Genomic DNA, 21734 nt, shown 5'->3' on the forward strand with positions numbered 1-21734 from the left:
AACAACAAACGACAGAACACACTCCAGGAGACCGCCTCGTGCCAGACCTTTCCAAGATCACCTGCATCGAAGACCTTCGGGTGGTCGCCAAGCGGCGCGTGCCGAGAATGTTCTACGACTACGCCGATTCGGGCGCATGGACCGAAAGCACCTACCGCGCCAACGAGAGCGATTTCCACAAGATCAAGCTGCGCCAGCGCGTGGCCGTGAACATGGAGGGACGCTCGACGCGCTCCACCATGATCGGCCAGGACGTGGCCATGCCGGTGGCCATTGCGCCCACCGGCCTCACCGGCATGCAGCATGCCGACGGCGAGATTCTGGGCGCGCGTGCGGCCAAGGCCTTCGGCATTCCGTTCACGCTGTCGACCATGAGCATCTGCTCGCTCGAGGATATTGCCGAGCACACCGGCCGGCATCCGTTCTGGTTTCAGCTCTACGTCATGAAGGACCGCGACTTCATCGAGCGGCTGATCGAGCGCGCGCGCGCCGCGAACGTGTCGGCGCTGCAGCTCACGCTCGACCTGCAGATCCTCGGCCAGCGCCACAAGGACATCAAGAACGGCCTCTCGACGCCGCCCAAGCCGACCATCGCCAACATGATCAACCTGGCGACCAAGCCGCACTGGTGCATGGGCATGCTGGGCACCAAGCGCCGCACCTTTGGCAACATCGCGGGCCATGCGAAGGGCGTGAAAGACCTGTCCTCGCTGTCGTCGTGGACGGCCGAGCAGTTCGACCCGGCGCTGAGCTGGGCCGACGTCGAATGGATCAAGAAGCGCTGGGGCGGCAAGCTGATCCTCAAGGGCATCATGGACGTGGAAGACGCGCGCCTTGCCGCGTCCAGCGGCGCCGATGCGCTCGTCGTCTCCAACCACGGCGGTCGACAGCTCGATGGCGCGCCCTCCTCCATTGCCGCGCTGCCCGCCATCGTCGATGCCGTAGGAAGCGAGATCGAGGTGTGGATGGACGGCGGCATCCGCAGCGGCCAGGACGTTCTCAAGGCCCGCGCACTCGGCGCCCGCGGCACGCTCATCGGCCGCAGCTTTCTGTATGGCCTGGGCGCCTACGGCCAAGCGGGCGTGACGCGCGCGCTGCAGATCATCCACAAGGAACTCGACATCACCATGGCTTTCTGCGGCCGCACCGATATCGAGAACGTGGATTCGAGCATCCTGCTGCCGGGTACGTTCTGAGCCCTTCGGGCTCGCAGTTGAATAAATCAGGGAGCCCGCGCAGGCACGCGGGTTTCGAGCGCGGGCGCCTGCCATTCGGGCTTGATGTGGCAGCCGTTCTTGCCGTCGGTGTCGTAGCGCGGCATCAGCGCCGCGCAACGTTGCGCCAGGCTTGCGGGCGTGGGCTTCTCGCCCTTGTCGATCCAGTCCATCAATGCGTTGAAAAGCGCCGGGTATTCCGAATCGCTCAGGTAGCTGTGCTCGCGCTCGGCGCTGAAGCTCTGCACCAGCGTGTCGCCCGTTCCCGCGGCATCGCGAATGCGCCGGTAGGCGCTCTCGAGTTCAACGAAAGCCGTGGGATCGTCGATGCCGTGCAGGGCCACGGTGGGCAACGCGGTGCGGCCGGTGGGCTGGCTGTCGGCGGCAAGAGCACCCTTGGCCTGCGGATCGGCGGCATAGCGCGCCACACCGGCGTTGAGCGCCGCATCGTCCGCCGAGCCCTGGTAGACCACGCCGATGTTGCCGAAGGGATTGCTGCCATTCAAGCGCCGCTGCACCAGGTCCTGAAACAGCCAGGTAGCCCAGTTCAGGTGGCCCTGCAGCGAGCGCTCCTGGATCTTGACCACTGACAGGATGGTCTTGAGGCGCGCGGCCTGCTCGGGCGTGCGCTGCGTGGCGGGCACGCCGACACCGGTGCATTCCTTGACGCGTGCAGCCAGTTCGGCGCGCGTGAGCTTCGACTCCATGGGGAGGCCCTGCCACAACGGGTATTGCGGCTCGTCGGGCTTTGGATGGTTGCGGCACACGTACTGGTAGATCACGCGCAGTTCGAGCCGGAAATCGTAGGCGCTGTTGCCGCCGCCGAGCACGCCGCTGGTGAGCAGCAGGCCGTCGTACGGGCTCTTCGCATCGCCCAACGGCGCATAGAGTTCGACGGCCTTTGCGGCCACGCCGGCGCCGTAGCTCTGGCCATGCAGCAGCGTGCGGCGCGGTACGCCAAACCGCTGCACGAAGATGCGGCGCAGGCGCTCGGTGTCCTCGGCGGCCATGGTGACGCCGTAGCCGCCGCGGCGGTAGGTGGAGCCGGCCCACGCGTAGCCGGCCTTCACCGTCACTGCCCAGCGCTTGAGGTCTTCCTCGCTGCGTGCGAGCTTGGGCGGACCAGTTTCGGGGCCGCCATGGGCATGCATCACAAGCACGCGGTTCCACGTCTGCGGAATGGCGATCCAGTAGAACGCGCCGGCAGTGTCTTCGCCGGTATAGCAACGCGTTTGCGAAGGTACTGGCGCAGGGCACGCCGTGGGCTTGGGTTCCCAGGAGGCGGCATGGGCGGCCGCCGTGGCCATGGAGCCGAGCAGCCCAAGAGCGAAGGTGCGAAGAAGCGGTTTGCCGCTGAGCCTCATCGATGCCTTTGCTCCGATTTCCGCGGCGACGGACCGTCGCAATTCGACGACGCTGCTACGCCTCGGCAATCCAAAGGCCCGGGTAGTCGCACACGAAGCCGTCCTGCGTCACGCGCAGCGCCGCTGCATAGTCGAAGCGCTTGGCATCGTAGGCGTACGCGTCGTCCGCAGTCCGCTCATAGCGCTGGTTCAATTCGCTGAGCACGCCGCCGCCGTCCAGGTCGACCCAGGCCGCTCGCGCGTCGGCTCCTTCGCCTTTCGACAGGTTGAGCCGGCGCAGCTGCAGCAGATTGGTGGCGGGAGTGAAGCCCAGGTCGAGGTCGACGCAATGCGACAGGTCCGCCACCGCTTCGTCGTTGAGCTTCCAGTGGCCGCGCGCATCGCGGGCAATGGACAGGTCGATGGCGCTGCCACCGAGCCAGCCACGGACGGTGCCCCATTGCGTGTGCCAGTGCGTGTCGCAGCGCACGCGGTAGTGCAGTTGCGCAATGCGGTGGTCCTCCAGGCGGAACACGGCAGAGCCGTCGAGCTGCCACGCGGTTGCGTTGCGCTCGAGCCGGCAGGCGTCGTGGCCCGGTGCATCGAGCCTGCGCCACAGGATGGAAGCGACGGTTTGCATGGCGCGGATGATGACCCCAGCGGGCGCAACAGGCAAGCCTTGTCACAATGCCCCGGATCATGAAGAAGATTCACCTCCCCGTGGTCGCCCTGCTGCTGTCCGTTCTGTCGGCCGCCGCCGCACCAGCCCACGCCGCGCTGAAAGACGGCGACATCGTCTTCCATACCTCGCGCTCAGCCCAGAGCCTGGCGGTGCAGCGCGCCACCGGCTCGCGCTACAGCCACATGGGCATCGTGCTGCTGCGCGGCGGCAAGCCCTATGTGTTCGAGGCGGTGTCGACGGTGCGCTACACGCCGCTGGCGCAGTGGACGGCGCGCGGCAACGGCGGGCACTACGTGGCAAAGCGGCTGCGCAACGCGGACGCGCTGCTGACACCCGGCGCCGTGGCCCGCCTGCATGCGGGCTCCGCGGACTACGAAGGCCGCCCCTATGACCTGACTTTCGAATGGTCGGACCAGCGCATCTACTGCTCCGAACTCGTGTGGAAGCTCTACCAACGCGCACTGGGCGTGCGCATCGGCGAGCTGCAGAAGATTCGCAGCTTCAACCTGGACGACCCCGCGGTGCGCGCCAAGATGCGCGAGCGCTACGGCGACAAGGTGCCGATGGACGAGCCCGTGATCTCGCCGGTGGCGATGTTCGACTCGCCGCTATTGACGACGGTGGAGACGCGCTGAGCCCGATCTGCGGCTGGCGGCTTACGAGCTCAGTCGCAGTCGAAACATGCCGAGCCCCGACAGGGGCTAACATCGTCTGCCCGACCATTCAGAGGAGCGCGCAAGTGGAACCCTGGTTCGCCGATGCCAAGCCGATCGACTCGCTGGAGCCCGAGATCGCGTTTCATTTGTGGGACGAGTTTCATCCTGCGCCGGGTCGTCAGCCCGAGCCGCTCGCGCTGCCCGAATTCCCGCGCGCCTCGCGCTTGCTGGCGCGCACCTCGGAGGCCGTCGGGCACGAAGCTGAACTTGCCACGTACTACGGCCGGGTAGCCGCGCTGGCCCGGCGGCACGCATTGAAACTCCACCAGGTGCGCCAATACTTCTGGATGGATCTGCGGCTCGACAACGAGGAGGCGGACGTTCACCTGTCGTTCCCCTGGTACGACACCTTCGCCACCATGGACCACTTCCTCTCCGCCGTGGCGGGGAATGAGCAAGGCATGATCTTCGCCGACCAGGACCAGGGCTGGGCGGTGGAGGTCTGGGCCCGCGACGGAACGCTCTACATCCGAGAGAGTGACCCCGATTCTGACGATGATGATGAACCCGGCCAGGCCGTTGCGTTGCCTCGTGCCGGCCTGCAGGACCGGATCGCCCCGCTGCGCGAGCGCACCGCAAAGCTTGTGGCCCGTCTCGCAAAGGAACTCGGTGCCGACGTGTGGACCACGGGCGAGGCTCCTTCTTTTCCGTAGGCCTCCGCAGCGCCGCATGGCTCAGATCGGATAGGCCGTGAGGATGTAGAACACCTTGCCGTTGTAGCTTTCCATCTTGAGGATGATGCGCACGCCGGAGAGGTCATTGACGGCCGTGCTGCCGAACTGCACGCCCCGACCCACCACATAGCCCAGCACGTGTTCGAGCTCGGGCGACTTGCTGCCCGCGGCCGCTCCGCGCGACCATGCGCGCACCGCGGCCGCGTTGGCACGCAGCGTTTCGGTGATGGCGCGTTCCGCAGTGGCCAGGTCGGCAAAGGTGGACACCGCCTTGGGGCCGGCCCGGGTGGCGGTGCGAACCCTGGCCAGCAGTTGCGCGTCGGTCTGCCCGACGTGTCTTGCCATGGTGTGGCCGCCGAGCCTCGATCCGGCGGCGGCTTCATGCTCGGCCAACCGGATGCGACCGCCGCGCATGACGGCGACGATGCGGGCAGCCCCCAGCCCCGAAGCCACGACCAGCGGCACCGCCACGTCCACCGCAAGCCCGATGCCGTCGGCCGTTTCGCGCGAGGCGCCCAGCGCCTCGGCCGCGGAACTGGCAGTGACGGCGGTAGCCGTGCGCTGCGGAGTGCCGGTCCAGACCTGGCGGCTCGATGTTGCCAAGGTATCGTAGCCGTGCACGCCCAGCACCACGCATCCGGCCTTGGTCACCATGGTGGGCTCGGGCGCCAGGCAGAGCACGCCGGCACCGACCAGTTCCACCACTCCGCCCACCAGCCCGACGGTCCCCCAGAGCCGGTTGCTCAGGCTCGCGGATTCGGGCACGTCCTGCCCGCCCAGCACCGCCGCCATTTGCACCGGCGTCAGCGCGATGCTCAATCCCTCGACTTCGTCATCCATGCCCAAACCCTTTCCTTGCCATGCTTTCCCATGCCATCGGACGGTCAAAAACCGTGGTCGGGCGCATTCTGGCATGCGTGCCGCCACGGGCAGAGGCGGCCCGGCCGCGAGACAATCGCAGCCGTGAGTTCCCAGCCCGTGACCAAGCCCCCGATCCGCCGCATCGCGCACCTCGACATGGACGCCTTCTTCGCGTCGGTCGAGCTGCTCCGCTATCCGCAGCTCAAGGGGCTGCCGGTGGTGATTGGCGGCGGGCGGCGCGGCGTGGACGACGCAATCCGCCACGTACCCGAAGGCGGCACGCTGGCCGACATTCCGATCGACGCCTTTCCTCGCCTAAGAGACTACGCAGGCCGCGGCGTGATCACGACCGCCACCTACCCGGCGCGGCAGTTCGGCGTGGGCTCGGCCATGGGGCTCATGAAGGCCGCCAAGCTGTGCCCGCAGGCCATCATCCTGCCGGTGGACTTCGACGAGATCCGCAAGTATTCGCGCGCCTTCAAAGAGATCATCCGGGAGGTCGCGCCGCTCATGGAAGACCGGGGCGTGGACGAGGTGTACATCGATTTCACCGACGTACCGGGCGGCCAGCGCGATGGCGGACGCTCGCTGGCGCGGTTGATTCAAAAGGCGATCTTCGACGCGACTGGCCTCACCTGCTCGATCGGCGTGGCGCCCAACAAGCTCATCGCCAAGATGGCAAGCGAATTCAACAAGCCCAACGGCATCTCCGTGGTCTACGAGAACGACCTGGAGGCACGCATCTGGCCGCTGCCCTGCCGCAAGGTGAACGGCATCGGCCCCAAGGCCGACGAGAAGCTCAAGCGCTTCGGCATCGAGACGGTGGGCGAACTCGCGGCACGCGATCGCGACTGGCTGATCCAGAATTTCGGAAAGTCCACAGGCGCGTGGATGCACGAGGTGGCCTGGGGCCGCGACGACCGGCCGGTGGTGACCGAAAGCGAGCCCGTGTCGATGAGCCGCGAGACCACCTTCGACCGCGACCTGCATGCCGTGCGCGACCGCGCCGAGCTTGGCGCCATCTTCACCCACCTGTGCGAGAAGCTGGCCGAAGACCTGCAGCGCAAGGGCTACGTGGGCAAGACCATCGGCATCAAGCTGCGCTATGACGATTTCAAGATTGCCACGCGCGACCAGACCATCGACCGCTTCACCGCCGACGGCAAGACGATTCGACAAATCGGCGGACTGTGCCTGAAGCGCGTGCCGCTGGAGCGGCCGCTGCGCCTGCTGGGCGTGCGCGTGGGTGCGCTCGCCAAGGCGGGAAGCCCCGAGGCGCTGGCGCTCGCCGCCGGGGGCACGAGCTCGCGTGCGTCCGCGGAGGCGGCCTCGACCACGGCGTCGCTCTTCTAAAAAGGCCGTGATGAAACGCTGGCTCCGGCGGTTCGCATTCACGCTGCTGGGGTTCATGGTTGCGGCGGCGCTGTACGTGGCGGTTGCCTGTGCGCTGATGCTCTGGCCGGCCAATGCAAGAGCGCCATCCGCGCCTACCGCAGAGGTGGAGGCCTGGGTGCTGAGCAACGGCGTGCACACGGATCTGGTTTTTCCGATCCATTCGGCGGCCATCGACTGGCGTCAGCTCTTTCCGTTCGCGCACTTCAAGGCCGTGCCGCCCGATGCTGAATTCATCGCCATCGGCTGGGGCGACCGCGAGTTCTACCTGAACACGCCGACCTGGGGCGACCTGACCGCATCGCGCGCTTTCGGCGCCATGCTCGGCGGCAATCGCGCGCTGCTGCACGTGACCTACCTGCGCCGCGCGCAGCTGCGGCACGGCGCCTACGACCTGCCGCTCTCGCGGGCGCAGTACGCGCAGCTAGTGGACTACGTGCAGGCCTCGCTACCCTCGGGCCGCGCGGTGCCCATTGCGGGCGCGCACTACAGCAACGACGACGCCTTCTATGAAGCCGAAGGCGGCTATCACCTCTTCGAAACCTGCAACACCTGGACCGGCCGCGGCCTGCGGGGTGCGGGCGTCACGGTGAGCCGCTGGACACCGTTCGACTTCAACGTCGTGTGGCACCTGCAACCTGCTGCTCCCTGAGCCTTGCCAATCAGTCCAGACCGTCGAAGTCTGCATCGTCCGGCCCGATGTGGGCAGGCGAGCGCCAGCCCGCATCGCGCATCGAGCGCGCCACCTGGTGCTCCACGCCCATCAGCACCGCAAACAGCGCCATGCGCACCGGGATGCCGTTGTCCGTCTGCCGGAAAATTGCCAGCCGCGGATCATGGTTCAAGTCGATGCTCAGGTCGTTCGCGCCTGGACGCCCGTCGCGCGGCAGCGGGTGCATGAGGATGGTGTCGGGCTTGCAGAGCGTGTCCACCAGTGCCTTGCGAATCTGGAACTCGGGCGTGTAGCCCTCGATCTCCTCGCCTGCAAAGCGTTCCTTCTGGATGCGAGTGGCATAGACCACGTCCGCGCCGCGCAGCCCCTCTTCGAGCGACTGCGTCTGCTCGATCACATGGCCATTGCGCGCCACCAGGTCCAGCAGATAGGCCGGCATCTCGAGCGACGGCGGCGCGATGAGCGTGAATTTCAGCCCGCGGTAGAGCGACAGCAGCCGGATCAGCGAATGCACCGTGCGGCCGTATTTCAGGTCGCCGACCATTGCCACGTGTGTGCCGTCGACCAGCTTGCCCATGCGCGAGAACTCGCGCTGGATGGTGTACAGATCGAGGATGGCCTGGCTCGGATGCTCGCCTGGCCCATCGCCGGCATTGATGACCGGAATGTTGGTTGCACGTGCGAACTCGGCGACCGAACCCTGTTCTGGGTGCCGCACCACCAGCGCATCGACATAGCCGCTCATCACGCGGCTGGTGTCGTAGATCGACTCGCCCTTCGCCATCGAAGAGAAGGTGAATCCCGTGGTGTCGCATACCGTGCCGCCCAGCCGGCAGAAGGCCGCGCCGAAGCTCACACGGGTGCGGGTACTCGCCTCGAAGAAAAGGCTGCCGAGCACCGCGCCTTCCAGCACGCGCGTGACCTTCTGGCGCCGCGCGATAGGCTGCATGATGTCGGCGACCTGGAACAGGGCTTCCAGGCTGTCGCGATCAAACTGCGCGACCGACAAGAGGTGGGGCCGGCCCTCCGCCGCAATGCGCTGCACAAGAGGCCGATCGTCCGCGGCGGCGTTGGCCTGAGCCTCGCGCTGCAGGATTTCCGCGACGAATTTGCCCACCATTTCCGGCATGGCGCGCGACTCGCCGGAATCAGCTGGCAGCAACCAGGTGTCGAGCGCCCGCCGGCGCACACCCAGGCGTTCGGAGAATGCGTCGCGGGTGAGATTGAGGCGGCGCATTGCATCGCGCAGGGTGTCTTGTTGGCTCATTGGTCTCGAATATACGCTACGCGTTAAATTTCTGCGAGAAAATTTACTCATTGCGTATATTCATCGCCACGAGCCCGCCGGCCGGGTCCAGGTGCTGTCCAGGAAGAACAAAGAGCTCCCTTCGCACCAGGGGCGATTGCAGCGTCCTACAGGCGGCGATTGCCCGTGCGGGCACAAGCTGCGGGTACCCACCACGCAACTCACATGCCGGCTCGCTCCAATCCGCTTCCACCAGACTCGCCGCCGTCGAAGCCGACGCCGATCGCCAACGGCCTGGTCTATGTGAATCCGGACATGCCGGGCATCCGGCGCTTGAAACAGGGCGAGCGCTTTCGCTACCGCGACACAGAGGGCCGTTGGGTCCGCGATGCGGACGAGCTCTCGCGCATCCGGATGCTGGCGATTCCGCCGGCCTACACCGATGTCTGGATCTGCCCGCTGCCCAACGGCCACCTCCAGGCCACCGGCTTCGATGCGCGGGGCCGCAAGCAGTACCGCTACCACGCCGACTGGCGGCTCTTCAAGGACGAGACCAAGTTCGAGCGCCTGGAGGCCTTCGGGCTCGCGCTGCCGCGCATTCGCGCCCGCGTGGCGCGCGACCTGCAGGAAGGCACGGGCACGGCAACGGCGCCCCCCGGACGGCAGCAGGTGCTGGCAGCGCTGGTGCGACTGCTCGACACCACGCTGCTGCGCGTTGGCAACGAGGAGTACGCGAGCAGCAATGGTTCATTTGGCCTTACCACGCTGCGCAACCGGCACGCGGCGGTTCGGGGAGGGGCGCTCCGGCTGCGCTTTCGGGGCAAGAGCGGCGTGATGCACGAGGCCCTGCTCGACGATCCGCGCGTGGCGAAGGTGGTGCGACAGTGCCAGCAGCTGCCGGGCCAGGCGCTGTTCCAGTACCAGGAAGAAGACGGCCAGCTCCGCAGCGTGTCGTCCACCGACGTGAACGACTACATCGCCGGAGCTTCGCCGGGCGAGCGCTTCACCGCGAAGGATTTTCGCACCTGGCACGGCACGGTGCAGGCACTGGAACTCACGCGGCTCGCGTGTGAGCCGGGCCGTACCGCTGCCGATGGCAGCCGCTACAGCGCCAAGGAGATCCTGGCCGCGGTTGCAAAGCAGCTCGGCAACACACCCGCGGTGTGCAAGAAGGCCTACGTTCATCCGGCCGTACTGGCACTCGGCAGTGCGCTCGCGGGCGACGATGAAGATGCTTCGTCGGAGGTGCTGCGAAAAATGACGGCCCGTACCGCGGGAAGCAAGACGCGCGGACTCCACGCGGCGGAACAGCGGCTGCTCGCCTTCTTGCGGATGCATCGGCAGGCCCAGGCGCGCGAGCTAGGTGAGCTCGGCAAGGCACGCAAGGCAAGTGCCAAGCCAAGCGCAAAGCCCACGCTGCCCGATAAAAAAGAATCGCGAAAACTTCAGCCGGTGGCGAGCGGAAACCGCACGCTGTCACGCTCCAGCGCCACGGTGTAGCCGAGGTCTTCGGCCAAGCTCTGCAGCGCAATCGCATCGATGGCCAGCGCGCGCGGTGCACGGTGCGCGTCGAGCACCGGGCTCACGCCGCTGGACTCGCGCGGCAGGGCACTCAGCCGCAGCGCATCGTCGCCATCGGCCTCGATGCGGATCGCACCGGCATCGGAGGCGCCATCGTGCAGGTAGCCGAGCGCGCCCAGCAACAGGTAGCGCAGCGCGGCCCCCTGGGGGCGACGGGACTCGTTCGGCTGCGGCTCGAGCGCGGTATCGACATCGAGCGCCACGCCATGCATGTCGAAGGCCGCACGCATCAGGCCCACGCACTGCGCCACCAGTGCGCTGCGCGTGATGCCGTCGTCCACCGTGGCCAGCTCCCAGTCGCGCAGCGAGCGGATGCCCTCCACCAGCTCGGACACCTGGTTGTCGATGAGCGCGACGCGTTCCTCGCAGGCCGCGGCGTCGATGGCCGGCGCGCCTATCTGGCGCTTGAGCATCAGCAATGCCATGCGTATCACCGACACCGGCGCGGCCATGTCGTGCCGCAAGGCCGGCAAGGCGCGGGTGAGGAGTTCATGGCGCACGCCGGCGGCAATCCAGCTGCGGGCTCCGGGCGAGGCCTTCATTGCGCGGCGGGACCCGAAGGCTTTGCCTCGCGCTGTGGGCAGGCGTGCAGGCTGCCGCGGCCTGCGAATCTATGGTCGGCAATGGGCACGTTCACTTTGCGCGTCCTGAAGCGAGGGAGATGGCAAGAAGTATCGGGCCCCCCTCCATGGCCGGGTGTAGGAGCGCACCTACGGATCGAGGCCCCGAGGCCGAGCGCGGGCGTGCAGACCCGCAACCAATGGCCGCAGATGGGTCAGGGTTTACCGAGATAGACGCGCACGTCTTTTACTTGGACGCCCGCGGCTGCGACGGCCGAGCGCAGCTGCGCCTCGGTCACGCCCAGCGTCTGGGTCCAATAGCGCACCTCGTGCGGCTCGTTGACATTGATGCGGGTCTGGTCCTGCGGGCCGCGCTTGCTCAGATCGTCTGCCATGGCGTGCTTCCTGTATTTTCTGAACGATGCAGGAACGATGCGCGCCCATGCTCTTCAGAACTGGCGGACGGCGGCGCGGCTCCTTGCAGGAAATGTCCGAAACCGGCGCGAGGCGTGGTGACGCCCTACCCGCAGCGCGCCTGCAGCTCGCGCTTGAGCACCTTGCCGTTGGCGGTGGTGGGCATCGCGTCGATGATTTCGATGCGTGCAGGCCGCTTGTAGGGCGAAAGATGCTCCGCCAGGTAAGCGCGCAACGCGGCCTCGTCCAGCGCCGCACCGGGCTTCATCTCGAGAAAGGCGACGATCTGCTCGTTGCCGTCGACCTCGGGCACGCCCACCACCGCGCAAAGGTGCACGCCTGCAAAGCGGCCGATCACGGTTTCGATCTCGGCGGGATACACGTTGAAGCCCGAGCGGATGATCATTTCCTTGAGCCGCCCGACCACGAACAGCGCGCCGTCCGCGTCGAAGCGACCGAGGTCGCCGCTCGCATACCAGCCTCCCCGGCGCATAACCTGCGCGGTGGCCGCGGCATCGCGAAAGTAGCCCAGCATCAGGCCAGGCCCGCGCATCCAGATCTCGCCCGTTTCACCGGGCGCGAGATCCTTTCCATCGGGGCCCACGATGCGCGCCTCGCCGCCTTCGACCGCATAGCCCGCCGCCGTGTCCGCGCGCGGCGCCTCGACCCGCGTGAGGAACACCGAGCCGGCGTATTCCGACAGGCCGTAGCCGTAGTGCAGCGGCTGGCCGAACAGCGCCTCGACGCGCTGCTTGAGTCCCAGGTCGAGCGGCGCCGAGCCGGTATACACATAGCGAAGCGCCGGAAAGCGCGGCACGATGCGCTCCGCCTCGATGTGGGCCAGGAGGCGCGCATACATCGTGGGCGGCCCGAGGAGGTTCGACACCTCCTCGTGTTCCAGTGCGTGCAGCATGTCGGCCGGCGAGAAGCTCGCGCGCAGCACCAGCGCGGCGCCACCGGTGAGCGCGGCAACGAGCACCGTGCCAATGCCGAAGATGTGCGTCATCGGCAGAAAAGCGTAGACGCGATCGCGTTCGCCCAGCGAGCGAGCGCGGGCCGACACGCGTCCGAAATGCAGCAGCCCGTGGTGCGACACCATCACGCCCTTCGGCGTGCCTGAAGTGCCCGAGGTGAAGATGATGGCGGCCGTGTCGGCCAGCGCCGGATCGGTCTCCGGCCTGGCGTCGGCGCGTACTGCCGAGCGCATCACGCCGGGCAGTGCCGAGGGCACCGCACCGGCACGGCTCGCATGTTGGCGTGCGGCGTCCGAGGCCTCCGCCGTGAAGTAGCGCAGCCGCGCGTCGGCGCGCTCTGCAATGGCCGCGATCTCTCCGGGCGACATGCGCGCGTTGACGCCGCACGACCACGCACCGACGCGGCTGCACGCCATGAGCAGAGCAATGTGCGCGGCGCAGTTCTCGGCCACCAGCAGCACGCGATCGGTCGGCCGCACGCCGGCAGCCAGCAGGTCTTGCGTGGCCGCCTCGGCCATGGCCTGCAACCCGGCGTACGACACGGAGCCCGTCGGTTCGAAAAGAAAGACTTCCGCAGGCGTGCGCGAGGCACGCGCCTCCAGCAGTTCGTGGATTCGCATGGGTGCCATTGGCTATTCCGCCTCGATGCCCTTGGACGCCGTGGCCCAGAGCTTGCGGTCGGCCTGGCCCTTGGCCGCGAGCAGGTCCGCACCGCCGGTCCAGACCTCGTAGCCCTGTTCGCGCAGGCGGTTGGCAATGTCCTCGCGCGCCAGCGCCTTGTGTGCGGCGGCGTTGATGCGGGCCACCAGCGCCGGGTCCATGCGCGCGGGTCCGTAGAGGCCGAACCAGCCGCCCACGTCGTAGCCAGCCACGCCCGACTCGATCATGGTCGGCACATCGGGCAGCATGCGGTTGCGCTGGCGCGAGGTGACGGCCAGGGCGCGCAGCTTGCCCGACTGGATGAAGGGCCGCGAGGTGGCGATGATGTCGAACATCATGGGCACTGTGCCGCCCATCACGTCGGCCAGCGCGGGCGCGCTGCCCTTGTACGGCACGTGCGTCAGCTGCACGCCGGTCATCTTCTCGAGCAGCGCGCCGCTCAGGTGGTTCGATGCACCAATGCCGGCCGAGCCATAGAACAGTTTGCCCGGCTGTGCCTTCGCATAGGCCAGCAGTTCGGCGACGTTCTGCACGGGCAAGTCCTTGTTGACCACGAGCACGTTGGTGTAGTCGACCAGCGGCGCGATGGGGGTCAGGTCCTTCATCGGGTCGAAGGGCATCTTGCGCTGGATGTTCGGATTGATGGTGATGGTGGGACTCGCGCCGAAGAAAAGCAGGGCGCCGTCGGACGCGCCCTTGGCCACCGCATCGCCGCCCACCGAGCCGCTGGCGCCGGGGCGGTTGTCCACGATGACCTGCGTGCCGAGTTCCTGGGCGAGCGCCGGCGCGAGCAGGCGCGCGGCGCCGTCGACCGGACCACCTGCGGAGTAACCGACCACCAGCTTGATGAGTGGCGGCAGCTGCTGTGCCAGGGCGCGCGAAGGCAACGCGGCGCCGAATGCGCTGGCGGCCAGCGCGGCCATGGCATGGCGCCGTGTGAAGTTGATCGATTGCATGGGGTTGTCTCCTGTTGTGTATTTCTTCAGCCGCTCGCGTCGTTCACATCGGCAGATCGAGCACCTGCCGCGCGAGGATGTTGCGCTGTATCTCGTTGGTGCCGCCGTAGATCATTGCGGCCGTCGAGCCGATCAGCGGGGACAGCAGGTTGAAGCTCTGGCCGTCGAGCACTTGGTCGCCGGCAACGGCGCCCTGCTCTTCGCCCGCCTCGACCAGCAATGCGCCAATGCGGTGGTAGGTTTCGCTGGCCCAGATCTTCAACAGCGACACCGACGCCGGCAACGGCTTGCCCGCACGCACCATGTCGGCAAAGCCGGTGTACGCCGCCGACAGGTCGAGCACGTCGAGCCGCAGTGCGGCAAAGCGCTGCGCGAATACCGGGTCCGCAAAGAGGCGCCGCGCCTCTGCCAGCCGCGCAAGCTGGCCCAGCGCGTACTGCGACTGCTTGGGGCTGCCGAGGAAGATGCGCTCGAAGCCCAGCAGCGCCTTCGCAATGGTCCAGCCGCCGTGCAGCTGGCCCACGAGGTTCTCGGCCGGCACGCGCACGTTGTCGAAGAACACCTCGCAGAACTCGGGCTCACCCGCGAGCGTGTGGATGGGGCGCACCGTGATGCCCGGCGTGCGCAGGTCGCACAGCAGGAAGCTGATGCCCTCCTGCTTGCGCGCGGCCTTGTCGGTGCGCACGAGCATGAAGATGTGGTTGGCGTCCTGCGCGAGCGTGGTCCAGATCTTCTGGCCGTTGACGATGAAGTGATCGCCCTCGGCGTCGCGCCCGGCTATGGCCTCTGTGCGCAGCCCGGCCAGGTCGGAACCCGCGTTGGGCTCCGAATAGCCCTGGCACCACACATGCTCGCCGCGGAGGATGCGCGGCAGAAAGCGCTGCTGCTGTTCGGGCGTGCCATGCTGGATCAAGAGCGGGCCGATCATCACGATGCCCTGGTCCGGCGCGCGTGCGACACCGTACTGCTCGAGCTCCTCGATCCATGCAATGAGCTTGTCGGCGGGCAGCCCCATGCCGCCATGAGCCTGGGGCCAGGCCGGCGCGATCCAGCCTTGCCCCGACAGCGTGAGATACCACTCGCGGATTTCGCTCCAGCGCGCGCGATGCGAGAGGTAACGCAAATGCTGCGGATAGCGCTGCTGCAGAAAGGCGCGCACCATGCGCCGGAATTCGGTTTCTGGCATCGCAGCCCAGTCGACCTGGCGAGGAAACTCGCCCTCCCATGCCGCGGTGCTGGTGCGCGCTTCCGCGCCGTCGGCCAGCGCGGCATGGCGGCGCTGGTGCGCAGCGACATTGCCTAGCCACGCCGCGAGGCACAGCGTGCGCTTGTAGTACAGGCTCAGGTCGCACTCCTGCGTGTAGCCGATGGCGCCATGCAACTGGACTGCTGTGCGCGAGGCCTGCAGAGCCGCGGCAGTGCAGCGGGCATTGATGCGGCTGGCTTCGGCCTCGAGCCGTTCGGCGGTGAGCGCCTGGCCGGCCAGTGCCAACACCTCGTCGAGCGCGGCCTCTGCCACTTCGAGATGAATGAACATGTCCACGCAGCGGTGCTGCAGCGCCTGGAAGCTGCCGATGGGCTTGCCGAACTGCGAACGGGTGCGCAGATACGCCAGCGTCTGCGCGAGCATGGCCTGCCCCACGCCCAGCAGCTCGGCCGCCTGCAGGATCTGGCCGGCTGCGAGCGCTTGGCGCAATGCGTCCTGCGCGGCGGGGCTTTCGCCCAATACCGATTCCGCCGGCAGCGCCACTTGCTCGAAGCGCAGGTTCGCGGCCCAGCCACCATCCATCAGCGGCACCATCGTTTCGCTCACGCCAGCGGTGCCACGCGGCACCCACAGCAGCACCGCATCGTCGCTGCCGCGCGCCGACACCAGCCAGCCGCTCGCCGCGGCGCCGGGCAGCGCCATGAGCTTTTCGCCCTGCAGCAGCATGCCGCCAGCATGCCCCGCGCGCGGCTCGCAGCCGCAGGCCAGGGGTACGGCGCTCAGGTCGCCCGCGCTCTCCTGCCAGGCCAGCGCCGGCAGGCTGCGGCCCGCCACCAATTCCGCCAGCAGCGCGTCTGCGCGCGGCGTGCCGAGCCGTGCGAGCAACAGCGCACTGAGTCCGGCCACCGCAAGCAGCGGCTCTGGCGCGACGTGCTCGCCCGCGGCCCGGAGAATTTGTGCCGCGCCCGCGAGATCCAGGCCCAGGCCGCCCGCGGATTCGGGGGCGAGCATGCCGGTCCACCCCAGCTCGGCGATGGCGCTCCAGCCCTGCGCCTCGTCGGCATCGGGCCGCTCCATGCGCTCGCGCCGGCGCTGGACCGAACGGCTGCGAACGAAGTAGTCGAGCGCGGCATCGCGCATGGCGGAGAGTGATTCGATGTCCATCGCCGCAGCGTGACAGAACGTCTCGCCGCGCGGCATTTGCATTTGCCGAAGGGAGGGTTTCGCAAACACAGAACCGCCTCACGCGCCGGCGGCATAGATTCGGCGCATGCCTACAAAGATCAAGAAATCCCTGCACACCGAACTCGGCCACAGCACGCCCGACAAGATCACCGTGCGCGGGCGCGACCTGCCCTCCGAGATCCTCGGCCACCTCAATCTCGGTGACATGGCCTTCCTGGAGCTCACCGGCCGCATCCCGACGCCGCAGGAATCCGTCACCTTCAACGCCATCGTCGTCACGCTGGTCGAGCATGGCGTCACGCCGAGCGCGCTGGCCGCGCGCCTCACTTATGCGGGCGCGCCCGAAGCCTTGCAGGCCGCCGTGGCCGCCGGCCTGTGCGGGCTGGGCAGCGTGTTCGTGGGCAGCACCGAGGGCGCGGCGAAGATGCTCTACGAAGCCATTCCCTTCGGCGAAAAACCAACGCGGCCGCTCGCCGAGATGGCGCAGGAGATCGTCGCCGACCACCGCGCGCGCAAGCAGATCGTGCCGGGCCTCGGGCATCCGCTGCACAAGCCCATCGACCCGCGCACGCCGCGACTGTTCCAGATTGCCGAGGAGAACGGCCTTTCCGGACATTACGTCGCGCTGATGCAGGCGGTGCAGCTGGAGGCCGAGCGCGTTTCGGGCAAGTCGCTGCCCATCAATGCCACCGGCGCCATCGGCGCGATTGCCGCCGAGTTCGGCTTTTCGTGGAAGATCATTCGCGGCTTCGGCGTGATGGCGCGCGCCATCGGGCTCGTGGGCCACATCCTCGAGGAGATCGACGACCCGATGGCGATCGAGATCTGGCAACGTGTAGAGAAGGAAGCCGGCGGCCCGCGCCAGGATTGAACGAGATGAACAGCCACAACGACACCCGCTTTGCCGACATTCGCGACGCCGTGCGCGACCTGTGCGCGCAGTTCCCGAACGAATACTTCCGCAAGGTCGACGAGGCGCGCGGCTACCCCGCCGAGTTCGTCGACGCGCTCACCAAGGCCGGCTGGATGGCCGCGCTCATTCCACAGGAGTACGGCGGCTCCGGCCTGGGGCTCACCGAAGCCTCGGTGATCATGGAAGAGATCAACCGCGCGGGCGGCAACTCGGGTGCCTGCCACGGCCAGATGTACAACATGGGCACGCTGCTGCGCCACGGCAGCGAGGCGCAAAAGCGCAACTACCTGCCGCGCATTGCCACCGGCGAACTGCGCCTGCAGTCGATGGGCGTGACCGAGCCCAGCACCGGCACCGACACCACCAAGATCAAGACCACGGCCGTGAAGAAGGGCGACCGCTACGTCATCAATGGGCAGAAGGTGTGGATCTCGCGCATCCAGCATTCGGACCTGATGATCTTGCTGGCACGCACCACCCCGCTCGCGGACGTGAAGAAAAAGTCCGAAGGCATGTCGATCTTCATCGTCGACCTGCGCGAAGCCATTGGCAACGGCATGACGGTGAGGCCCATTCTGAACATGGTGAACCACGAGACCAACGAACTCTTCTTCGAGAACCTCGAGATCCCGGCCGAGAACCTGATCGGCGAAGAAGGCCAGGGCTTCAAGTACATCCTCGACGGACTCAACGCCGAGCGCACGCTGATCGCGGCGGAGTGCATCGGCGACGGCTACTGGTTCATCGACAAGGTAACGGCCTACACCAAGGAGCGCGTGGTGTTCGGCCGGCCCATCGGGCAGAACCAGGGCGTGCAGTTTCCGATTGCCGAGGCCTTCATCGAGATCGAGGCCGCGAATCTCATGCGCTACGAAGCCTGCCGCCTGTTCGATGCACGCGAGCCCTGCGGCGCGCAGGCCAACATGGCGAAATACCTCGCGGCCAAGGCCAGCTGGGAGGCGGCCAATGCCTGCCTGCAGTTCCATGGCGGCTTCGGCTTTGCGTGCGAATACGACATCGAGCGCAAGTTCCGCGAGACGCGGCTCTACCAAGTGGCGCCGATCTCGACGAACTTGATCCTCAGCTACGTCGCCGAACACATGCTCGGCCTGCCCCGTTCGTTCTGAAGGCTCCTCATGACTTCATCGAATCATCCCAGCCAGACACTGGCCACCTTCGCAGCCGAGTTGAAGATCGCGGACATTCCCGCACCCGTGCTGCGCCGCACCGAAGACCTGATGCTCGACTGGCTGGGCTCCGTGCTTGCAGCCCGCACGGCGCGGCCGGTGCGCAGCATCGAACGCTTCGCGCAGATGATGGGGCCCGTCGATGGACCGAGCGAAATACTTACCTCGCGCCGCACCAGCTCGCCGGTGTTTGCCGCGCTCGTGAACGCGGCAGCCTCGCACTACGTGGAACAGGACGACGTGCACAACGGCTCGGTCTTCCATCCCGCGGCCGTGGTCATCGCGCCTGCGCTGGCCGTAGCGCAGAGCATCGGTGCAAGCGGTGCGCAGTTGCTGACCGCGGTGGTCGCGGGCTACGAAGTCGGCATCCGCGTGGGTGAATTTCTCGGCCGCTCGCACTACAGGACCTTTCACACCACCGCGACCGCCGGCACGCTGGCTGCCGCAGCTGCGGTGGGCAGCCTGTTGAAGCTCACGCCGCAGCAGATGCTGCACGCTTTCGGTTCGGCCGGCACGCAGTCCGCCGGAGTGTGGGAGTTCTTGCGCGATGCGGCCGATTCCAAGCAGCTGCACTGCGCGCATGCGGCTGCCAGCGGACTAATGTCGGCCTATCTTGCGCAGGACGGCTTCACCGGAGCAGCCAAGGTGCTCGAAGGTGCGCAAGGCCTCGGCGTGGGTATGTCGAGCGACGCCGATCCCGCGAAGCTCGCCGACCGCCTCGGCACGCGCTGGGCGTTGGCCGAAACCTCGTTCAAGTACCACGCCTCCTGCCGACACACGCATCCCGCAGCCGACGCGCTGCTGCAGGTGATGGCGCAGAACAACCTGAAGCACGATGACGTAGCTCGCGTGACTACGCATGTGCACCAGGGTGCCATCGACGTGCTGGGCCGCGTCACCGTACCCGCGACGGTGCACCAAGGCAAGTTCTCGATGGGGACCGTGCTCGGCCTCATCGCGGTACACGGCCGCGCGGGTCTGGGCGAATTCGACCGCGACTTTCTCGCGCCCGAGGTGGCCGCGTTCCGCGACAAAGTGGCGATGGAACTCGATGCCGAGGTCGACACGGCGTACCCCGCGCGCTGGATTGGCAAGGTCAGCGTACAGACCCACGACGGCCGCACGCTGCAAGGCCGTGTCGACGAGCCCAAGGGCGACCCCGGAAACACCCTGAGCCGCGCCGAGATCGAGGACAAGATGCAGCGCCTGACGCACTACGGCGAAGGCGCCACGGCTGACGAAGCCAAGGCATTGTGCCAGCGCATCTGGCAACTGGCCGACGCACCGCGCGTCGAGCGCTGGTTGCCCTGAAGGCAGCGCGGCAAGCGCCAGCTAAGGCGCGATGAGATGGTCGAACAGCTCGCGCGCCGAGGCCGGCAGTTGTTCGCGGTCGCGCGCAATGAGCTTGAGTTCGCGCTCCGCCCACGCATCGCTGAGCGCGACAATCGAGATTCGCATCGCCATCGACAGCCGCTGCGCGGATGACGCCGGCAGCACGCCGACGCCCACGCCCGCCTCGATCATCAGGCAGATCGCCTCGAAGCTGCTGACCTGGATGCGCGGGTTGAAACCGCGGCCGGCCAGCTCGGCGCGGCGCTGCAAAAAGCGGTGAATGGCGCTGCCGTGGTGCAGGCCCACGTGCTGCTCGTCGAGCGTGTCGGCAAAGGCCACCGCGGGTGCGCCCGCAAGGTGGTGAGTGACGGGCACCACCAGCACGAGCTGGTTGCGGCCGAAGGGGCGTGCATCAAACTCGCCGGTGTGAACGTCGCCGGCCAGGATGCCGATGTCGGCCTCGCCGTCGGCCACCGCTCGCACGATTTCTTCGCTCAGGTATTCACGCAGGTCCACCTGCACGGCCGGATGCTGCGTGAGAAAGCCGGCCAGCTTCTGCGGCAGGTATTCGGTGATGGAGGTGGTGTTGGCGAACACGCGCACGTGGCCCTTGATGCCCTTGCCGAAGTCCTGCATGTCGCAACGCAGGTGCTCCATCTGCTGCATCACGCGCTTGGCGTGATAGAGCACCGCCTGGCCCGCGGCCGTGAGGCTCACGCCCTGCGCGCTGCGGTGCAGCAGCTTGCCGCCCACGGCTTCTTCCATCTGCTTGATGCGCGTGGAGGCGGCCGCTAGCGAGATGCAGGCTTTTTCGGCGCCGCGCGTGAGGCTGCGCGCCTCGGCCACGTAGACGAACAGTTTCAGGTCGAACAGGTCGAAATGCAGGTTCACCGGACAAGCGCGCCACAAGAGATAGAAGCGCACATTGTCCGGCGAATGGCGCCGGGTGCGCCGGCCTCAGGGTTTGACCTCAGCGGCCTGGCCTCAGGGCCTCAAACAGGGTCCCAGCTGAACACGTCCGCCGAGCGGTCCAGCGGATAGAAGCTCGCGCGCATGGCGGGCATGGCGTGCTCGGCAATGCTCTCGGGCGTCCAGCCCTCGGAACGGTGAATGGAGCGCACCGGCCGCGGCTGGCTGATGAGCGAAATTTCGTTGTTGCGCACCGAAAAGATCTGGCCGTTGACCGCGCTGGCCGCCTCGCTCGCCAGATACACCGCGAGCGGCGCCACCTTGGCGGGCGTCATCTGCTTGATCTTGTCGACACGGGCGCGCTGCTCGTCGGTGTCGGTAGGAATCGCGCCGATCATGCGGCTCCACGCAAAGGGCGCAATGCAGTTGGAGCGCACGTTGAACTTGAGCATGTCGAGCGCAATGGACTTCGACAGTGCCGCGATCCCGAGCTTGGCCGCCGCGTAGTTGGCCTGGCCGTAGTTGCCGATGAGACCCGAAGTCGACGTCATGTGCACCAGCGCGCCCGAGTTCTGCTCCTTGAAGTGCGTGGCCGCCGCGCGGCTCACGTAGTAGGCGCCGTAGAGGTGCACCTTGATCACGGCGTCCCATTCGTCGACCGACATCTTGTGGAAGAAGCGGTCGCGCAGGATGCCGGCGTTATTGATCACGGCGTCGATGCGGCCGAAGCTCTCGACCGCGCATTCGACGATACGCGCCGCGCTGGCCGCATCGGCCACGCTGTCGGTGTTGGGCACGGCCTGGCCGCCCGCGGCGCGGATCTCGTCGACCACCTGCTGCGCGGGGCCGGCGCTGCCGCCCTCGCCGTCGAGCGCGGCGCCGATGTCGTTCACCACCACCTTGGCGCCGTGGCTGGCCATGGCCAGCGCGATGTCGCGCCCGATGCCGCCGCCCGCGCCGGTGACGACGACTACTTTTCCTTCAACCATGTGTGTCTGCTCCGGGAAATCCGCCCGCGGTTCACGGGCGGATCCAGAATGCCACAGGCGCGCGGT

Annotated in this window: 20 protein-coding genes; 9 read left to right on the forward strand and 11 right to left on the reverse strand. The window is 67.3% G+C overall.

Annotated features, from left to right (window positions below):
• Nucleotides 1–38: 38 nt before the first annotated feature.
• The gene (locus J2X92_RS12030) at nucleotides 39–1196 is read left to right on the forward strand and encodes an alpha-hydroxy acid oxidase (protein WP_307575956.1); all 1158 of its coding nucleotides are present in this window, start codon (nucleotides 39–41) and stop codon (nucleotides 1194–1196) included.
• A 26-nt stretch (nucleotides 1197–1222) separates the two neighbouring features.
• On the opposite strand, the gene J2X92_RS12035 is transcribed toward J2X92_RS12030, so the two are convergent.
• Together J2X92_RS12035 and J2X92_RS12040 are read right to left on the reverse strand one after the other, a co-directional pair.
• Nucleotides 1223–2578, reverse strand: a complete 1356-nt coding sequence (locus J2X92_RS12035; protein WP_307575957.1) for a hypothetical protein — start codon at nucleotides 2576–2578, stop codon at nucleotides 1223–1225.
• A 55-nt stretch (nucleotides 2579–2633) separates the two neighbouring features.
• A complete protein-coding gene (locus tag J2X92_RS12040) occupies nucleotides 2634–3197 on the reverse strand; it encodes a putative glycolipid-binding domain-containing protein (protein WP_307575959.1) in 564 nt (187 codons plus the stop codon).
• Between the two features lie 59 nt (nucleotides 3198–3256).
• Here J2X92_RS12040 and J2X92_RS12045 point away from each other — a divergent pair, with 59 nt between their 5' ends.
• Together J2X92_RS12045 and J2X92_RS12050 are read left to right on the forward strand one after the other, a co-directional pair.
• Nucleotides 3257–3874: a YiiX family permuted papain-like enzyme gene (locus J2X92_RS12045; RefSeq protein WP_307575961.1), complete on the forward strand. Its 618-nt coding sequence runs from the start codon at nucleotides 3257–3259 to the stop codon at nucleotides 3872–3874.
• Nucleotides 3875–3978: 104 nt separating this feature from the next.
• Nucleotides 3979–4608, forward strand: a complete 630-nt coding sequence (locus J2X92_RS12050) for a hypothetical protein (RefSeq protein WP_307575963.1) — start codon at nucleotides 3979–3981, stop codon at nucleotides 4606–4608.
• 21 nt (nucleotides 4609–4629) lie between these two features.
• Here the strand turns inward: J2X92_RS12050 and J2X92_RS12055 are convergent, their stop codons facing one another.
• Nucleotides 4630–5469, reverse strand: coding sequence for an RNase A-like domain-containing protein (locus J2X92_RS12055; RefSeq protein ID WP_307575965.1), 840 nt, complete (start codon nucleotides 5467–5469; stop codon nucleotides 4630–4632).
• A 123-nt stretch (nucleotides 5470–5592) separates the two neighbouring features.
• On the opposite strand from J2X92_RS12055, the gene J2X92_RS12060 reads away from it, so the two are divergent.
• Nucleotides 5593–6843 (forward strand): Y-family DNA polymerase, encoded by a 1251-nt coding sequence (locus J2X92_RS12060; RefSeq protein ID WP_307575967.1) that lies wholly within the window; start codon nucleotides 5593–5595, stop codon nucleotides 6841–6843.
• A gap of 10 nt (nucleotides 6844–6853) precedes the next feature.
• A complete protein-coding gene (locus tag J2X92_RS12065; RefSeq protein WP_307575968.1) occupies nucleotides 6854–7534 on the forward strand; it encodes a TIGR02117 family protein in 681 nt (226 codons plus the stop codon).
• 10 nt (nucleotides 7535–7544) lie between these two features.
• Here J2X92_RS12065 and J2X92_RS12070 read toward each other — a convergent pair whose 3' ends face one another.
• Entirely contained in the window at nucleotides 7545–8822 is a 1278-nt protein-coding gene (locus J2X92_RS12070) for an aspartate carbamoyltransferase (RefSeq protein WP_307575969.1), read from the reverse strand.
• A gap of 204 nt (nucleotides 8823–9026) precedes the next feature.
• Here J2X92_RS12070 and J2X92_RS12075 point away from each other — a divergent pair, with 204 nt between their 5' ends.
• Complete coding sequence (locus tag J2X92_RS12075) at nucleotides 9027–10301, forward strand: DNA topoisomerase IB (RefSeq protein WP_307575971.1); 1275 nt, start codon at nucleotides 9027–9029, stop codon at nucleotides 10299–10301.
• On the opposite strand, the gene J2X92_RS12080 is transcribed toward J2X92_RS12075, so the two are convergent.
• From J2X92_RS12080 to J2X92_RS12100, 5 genes are all read right to left on the reverse strand, one after another.
• Entirely contained in the window at nucleotides 10247–10924 is a 678-nt protein-coding gene (locus J2X92_RS12080) for a hypothetical protein (RefSeq protein ID WP_307575972.1), read from the reverse strand. The two genes, J2X92_RS12075 and J2X92_RS12080, sit on opposite strands and share 55 nt — an antisense overlap.
• Nucleotides 10925–11157: 233 nt before the next feature.
• A complete protein-coding gene (locus tag J2X92_RS12085) occupies nucleotides 11158–11337 on the reverse strand; it encodes a DUF3606 domain-containing protein (protein ID WP_055803992.1) in 180 nt (59 codons plus the stop codon).
• Nucleotides 11338–11462: 125 nt separating this feature from the next.
• Nucleotides 11463–12959 carry a class I adenylate-forming enzyme family protein gene (locus J2X92_RS12090; protein ID WP_373424830.1) on the reverse strand — a complete coding sequence of 499 codons (1497 nt, stop codon included), beginning with the start codon at nucleotides 12957–12959 and terminating at the stop codon, nucleotides 11463–11465.
• A gap of 3 nt (nucleotides 12960–12962) precedes the next feature.
• Nucleotides 12963–13946 (reverse strand): Bug family tripartite tricarboxylate transporter substrate binding protein, encoded by a 984-nt coding sequence (locus J2X92_RS12095; RefSeq protein WP_307575975.1) that lies wholly within the window; start codon nucleotides 13944–13946, stop codon nucleotides 12963–12965.
• A gap of 43 nt (nucleotides 13947–13989) precedes the next feature.
• Entirely contained in the window at nucleotides 13990–16317 is a 2328-nt protein-coding gene (locus J2X92_RS12100; protein WP_307575977.1) for an acyl-CoA dehydrogenase, read from the reverse strand.
• 106 nt (nucleotides 16318–16423) lie between these two features.
• Here J2X92_RS12100 and J2X92_RS12105 point away from each other — a divergent pair, with 106 nt between their 5' ends.
• From J2X92_RS12105 to J2X92_RS12115, 3 genes are read left to right on the forward strand one after another with little or no spacing between them, the layout of a single operon-like run.
• Nucleotides 16424–17209 (forward strand): citryl-CoA lyase, encoded by a 786-nt coding sequence (locus tag J2X92_RS12105; RefSeq protein ID WP_307575978.1) that lies wholly within the window; start codon nucleotides 16424–16426, stop codon nucleotides 17207–17209.
• Between the two features lie 5 nt (nucleotides 17210–17214).
• Nucleotides 17215–18378 carry an acyl-CoA dehydrogenase family protein gene (locus J2X92_RS12110; RefSeq protein WP_055803976.1) on the forward strand — a complete coding sequence of 388 codons (1164 nt, stop codon included), beginning with the start codon at nucleotides 17215–17217 and terminating at the stop codon, nucleotides 18376–18378.
• A 9-nt stretch (nucleotides 18379–18387) separates the two neighbouring features.
• Entirely contained in the window at nucleotides 18388–19749 is a 1362-nt protein-coding gene (locus J2X92_RS12115; RefSeq protein WP_307575980.1) for an MmgE/PrpD family protein, read from the forward strand.
• Between the two features lie 21 nt (nucleotides 19750–19770).
• Here J2X92_RS12115 and J2X92_RS12120 read toward each other — a convergent pair whose 3' ends face one another.
• Both J2X92_RS12120 and J2X92_RS12125 read right to left on the reverse strand, forming a co-directional pair.
• The gene (locus tag J2X92_RS12120) at nucleotides 19771–20661 is read right to left on the reverse strand and encodes a LysR substrate-binding domain-containing protein (protein WP_307575981.1); all 891 of its coding nucleotides are present in this window, start codon (nucleotides 20659–20661) and stop codon (nucleotides 19771–19773) included.
• Between the two features lie 101 nt (nucleotides 20662–20762).
• A complete protein-coding gene (locus J2X92_RS12125) occupies nucleotides 20763–21668 on the reverse strand; it encodes an SDR family NAD(P)-dependent oxidoreductase (RefSeq protein WP_307575983.1) in 906 nt (301 codons plus the stop codon).
• Nucleotides 21669–21734 lie beyond the last annotated feature (66 nt).

The organism is Variovorax paradoxus (assembly GCF_030811855.1).
Lineage (GTDB): Bacteria > Pseudomonadota > Gammaproteobacteria > Burkholderiales > Burkholderiaceae_C > Variovorax > Variovorax paradoxus_L.

Bases quoted from the DNA above. Each gene is read 5' to 3' on its own strand.
- J2X92_RS12110 (WP_055803976.1), top strand. From the start codon at position 17,215: ATGAACAGCCACAACGACACCCGCTTTGCCGACATTCGCGACGCCGTG.
- J2X92_RS12100 (WP_307575977.1), bottom strand. From the start codon at position 16,317: ATGGACATCGAATCACTCTCCGCCATGCGCGATGCCGCGCTCGACTAC.
- J2X92_RS12115 (WP_307575980.1), top strand. From the start codon at position 18,388: ATGACTTCATCGAATCATCCCAGCCAGACACTGGCCACCTTCGCAGCC.
- J2X92_RS12105 (WP_307575978.1), top strand. From the start codon at position 16,424: ATGCCTACAAAGATCAAGAAATCCCTGCACACCGAACTCGGCCACAGC.
- J2X92_RS12035 (WP_307575957.1), bottom strand. From the start codon at position 2,578: ATGAGGCTCAGCGGCAAACCGCTTCTTCGCACCTTCGCTCTTGGGCTG.
- J2X92_RS12095 (WP_307575975.1), bottom strand. From the start codon at position 13,946: ATGCAATCGATCAACTTCACACGGCGCCATGCCATGGCCGCGCTGGCC.
- J2X92_RS12090 (WP_373424830.1), bottom strand. From the start codon at position 12,959: ATGGCACCCATGCGAATCCACGAACTGCTGGAGGCGCGTGCCTCGCGC.
- J2X92_RS12075 (WP_307575971.1), top strand. From the start codon at position 9,027: ATGCCGGCTCGCTCCAATCCGCTTCCACCAGACTCGCCGCCGTCGAAG.
- J2X92_RS12070 (WP_307575969.1), bottom strand. From the start codon at position 8,822: ATGAGCCAACAAGACACCCTGCGCGATGCAATGCGCCGCCTCAATCTC.
- J2X92_RS12125 (WP_307575983.1), bottom strand. From the start codon at position 21,668: ATGGTTGAAGGAAAAGTAGTCGTCGTCACCGGCGCGGGCGGCGGCATC.
- J2X92_RS12045 (WP_307575961.1), top strand. From the start codon at position 3,257: ATGAAGAAGATTCACCTCCCCGTGGTCGCCCTGCTGCTGTCCGTTCTG.
- J2X92_RS12040 (WP_307575959.1), bottom strand. From the start codon at position 3,197: ATGCAAACCGTCGCTTCCATCCTGTGGCGCAGGCTCGATGCACCGGGC.
- J2X92_RS12055 (WP_307575965.1), bottom strand. From the start codon at position 5,469: ATGGATGACGAAGTCGAGGGATTGAGCATCGCGCTGACGCCGGTGCAA.
- J2X92_RS12085 (WP_055803992.1), bottom strand. From the start codon at position 11,337: ATGGCAGACGATCTGAGCAAGCGCGGCCCGCAGGACCAGACCCGCATC.
- J2X92_RS12065 (WP_307575968.1), top strand. From the start codon at position 6,854: ATGAAACGCTGGCTCCGGCGGTTCGCATTCACGCTGCTGGGGTTCATG.
- J2X92_RS12080 (WP_307575972.1), bottom strand. From the start codon at position 10,924: ATGAAGGCCTCGCCCGGAGCCCGCAGCTGGATTGCCGCCGGCGTGCGC.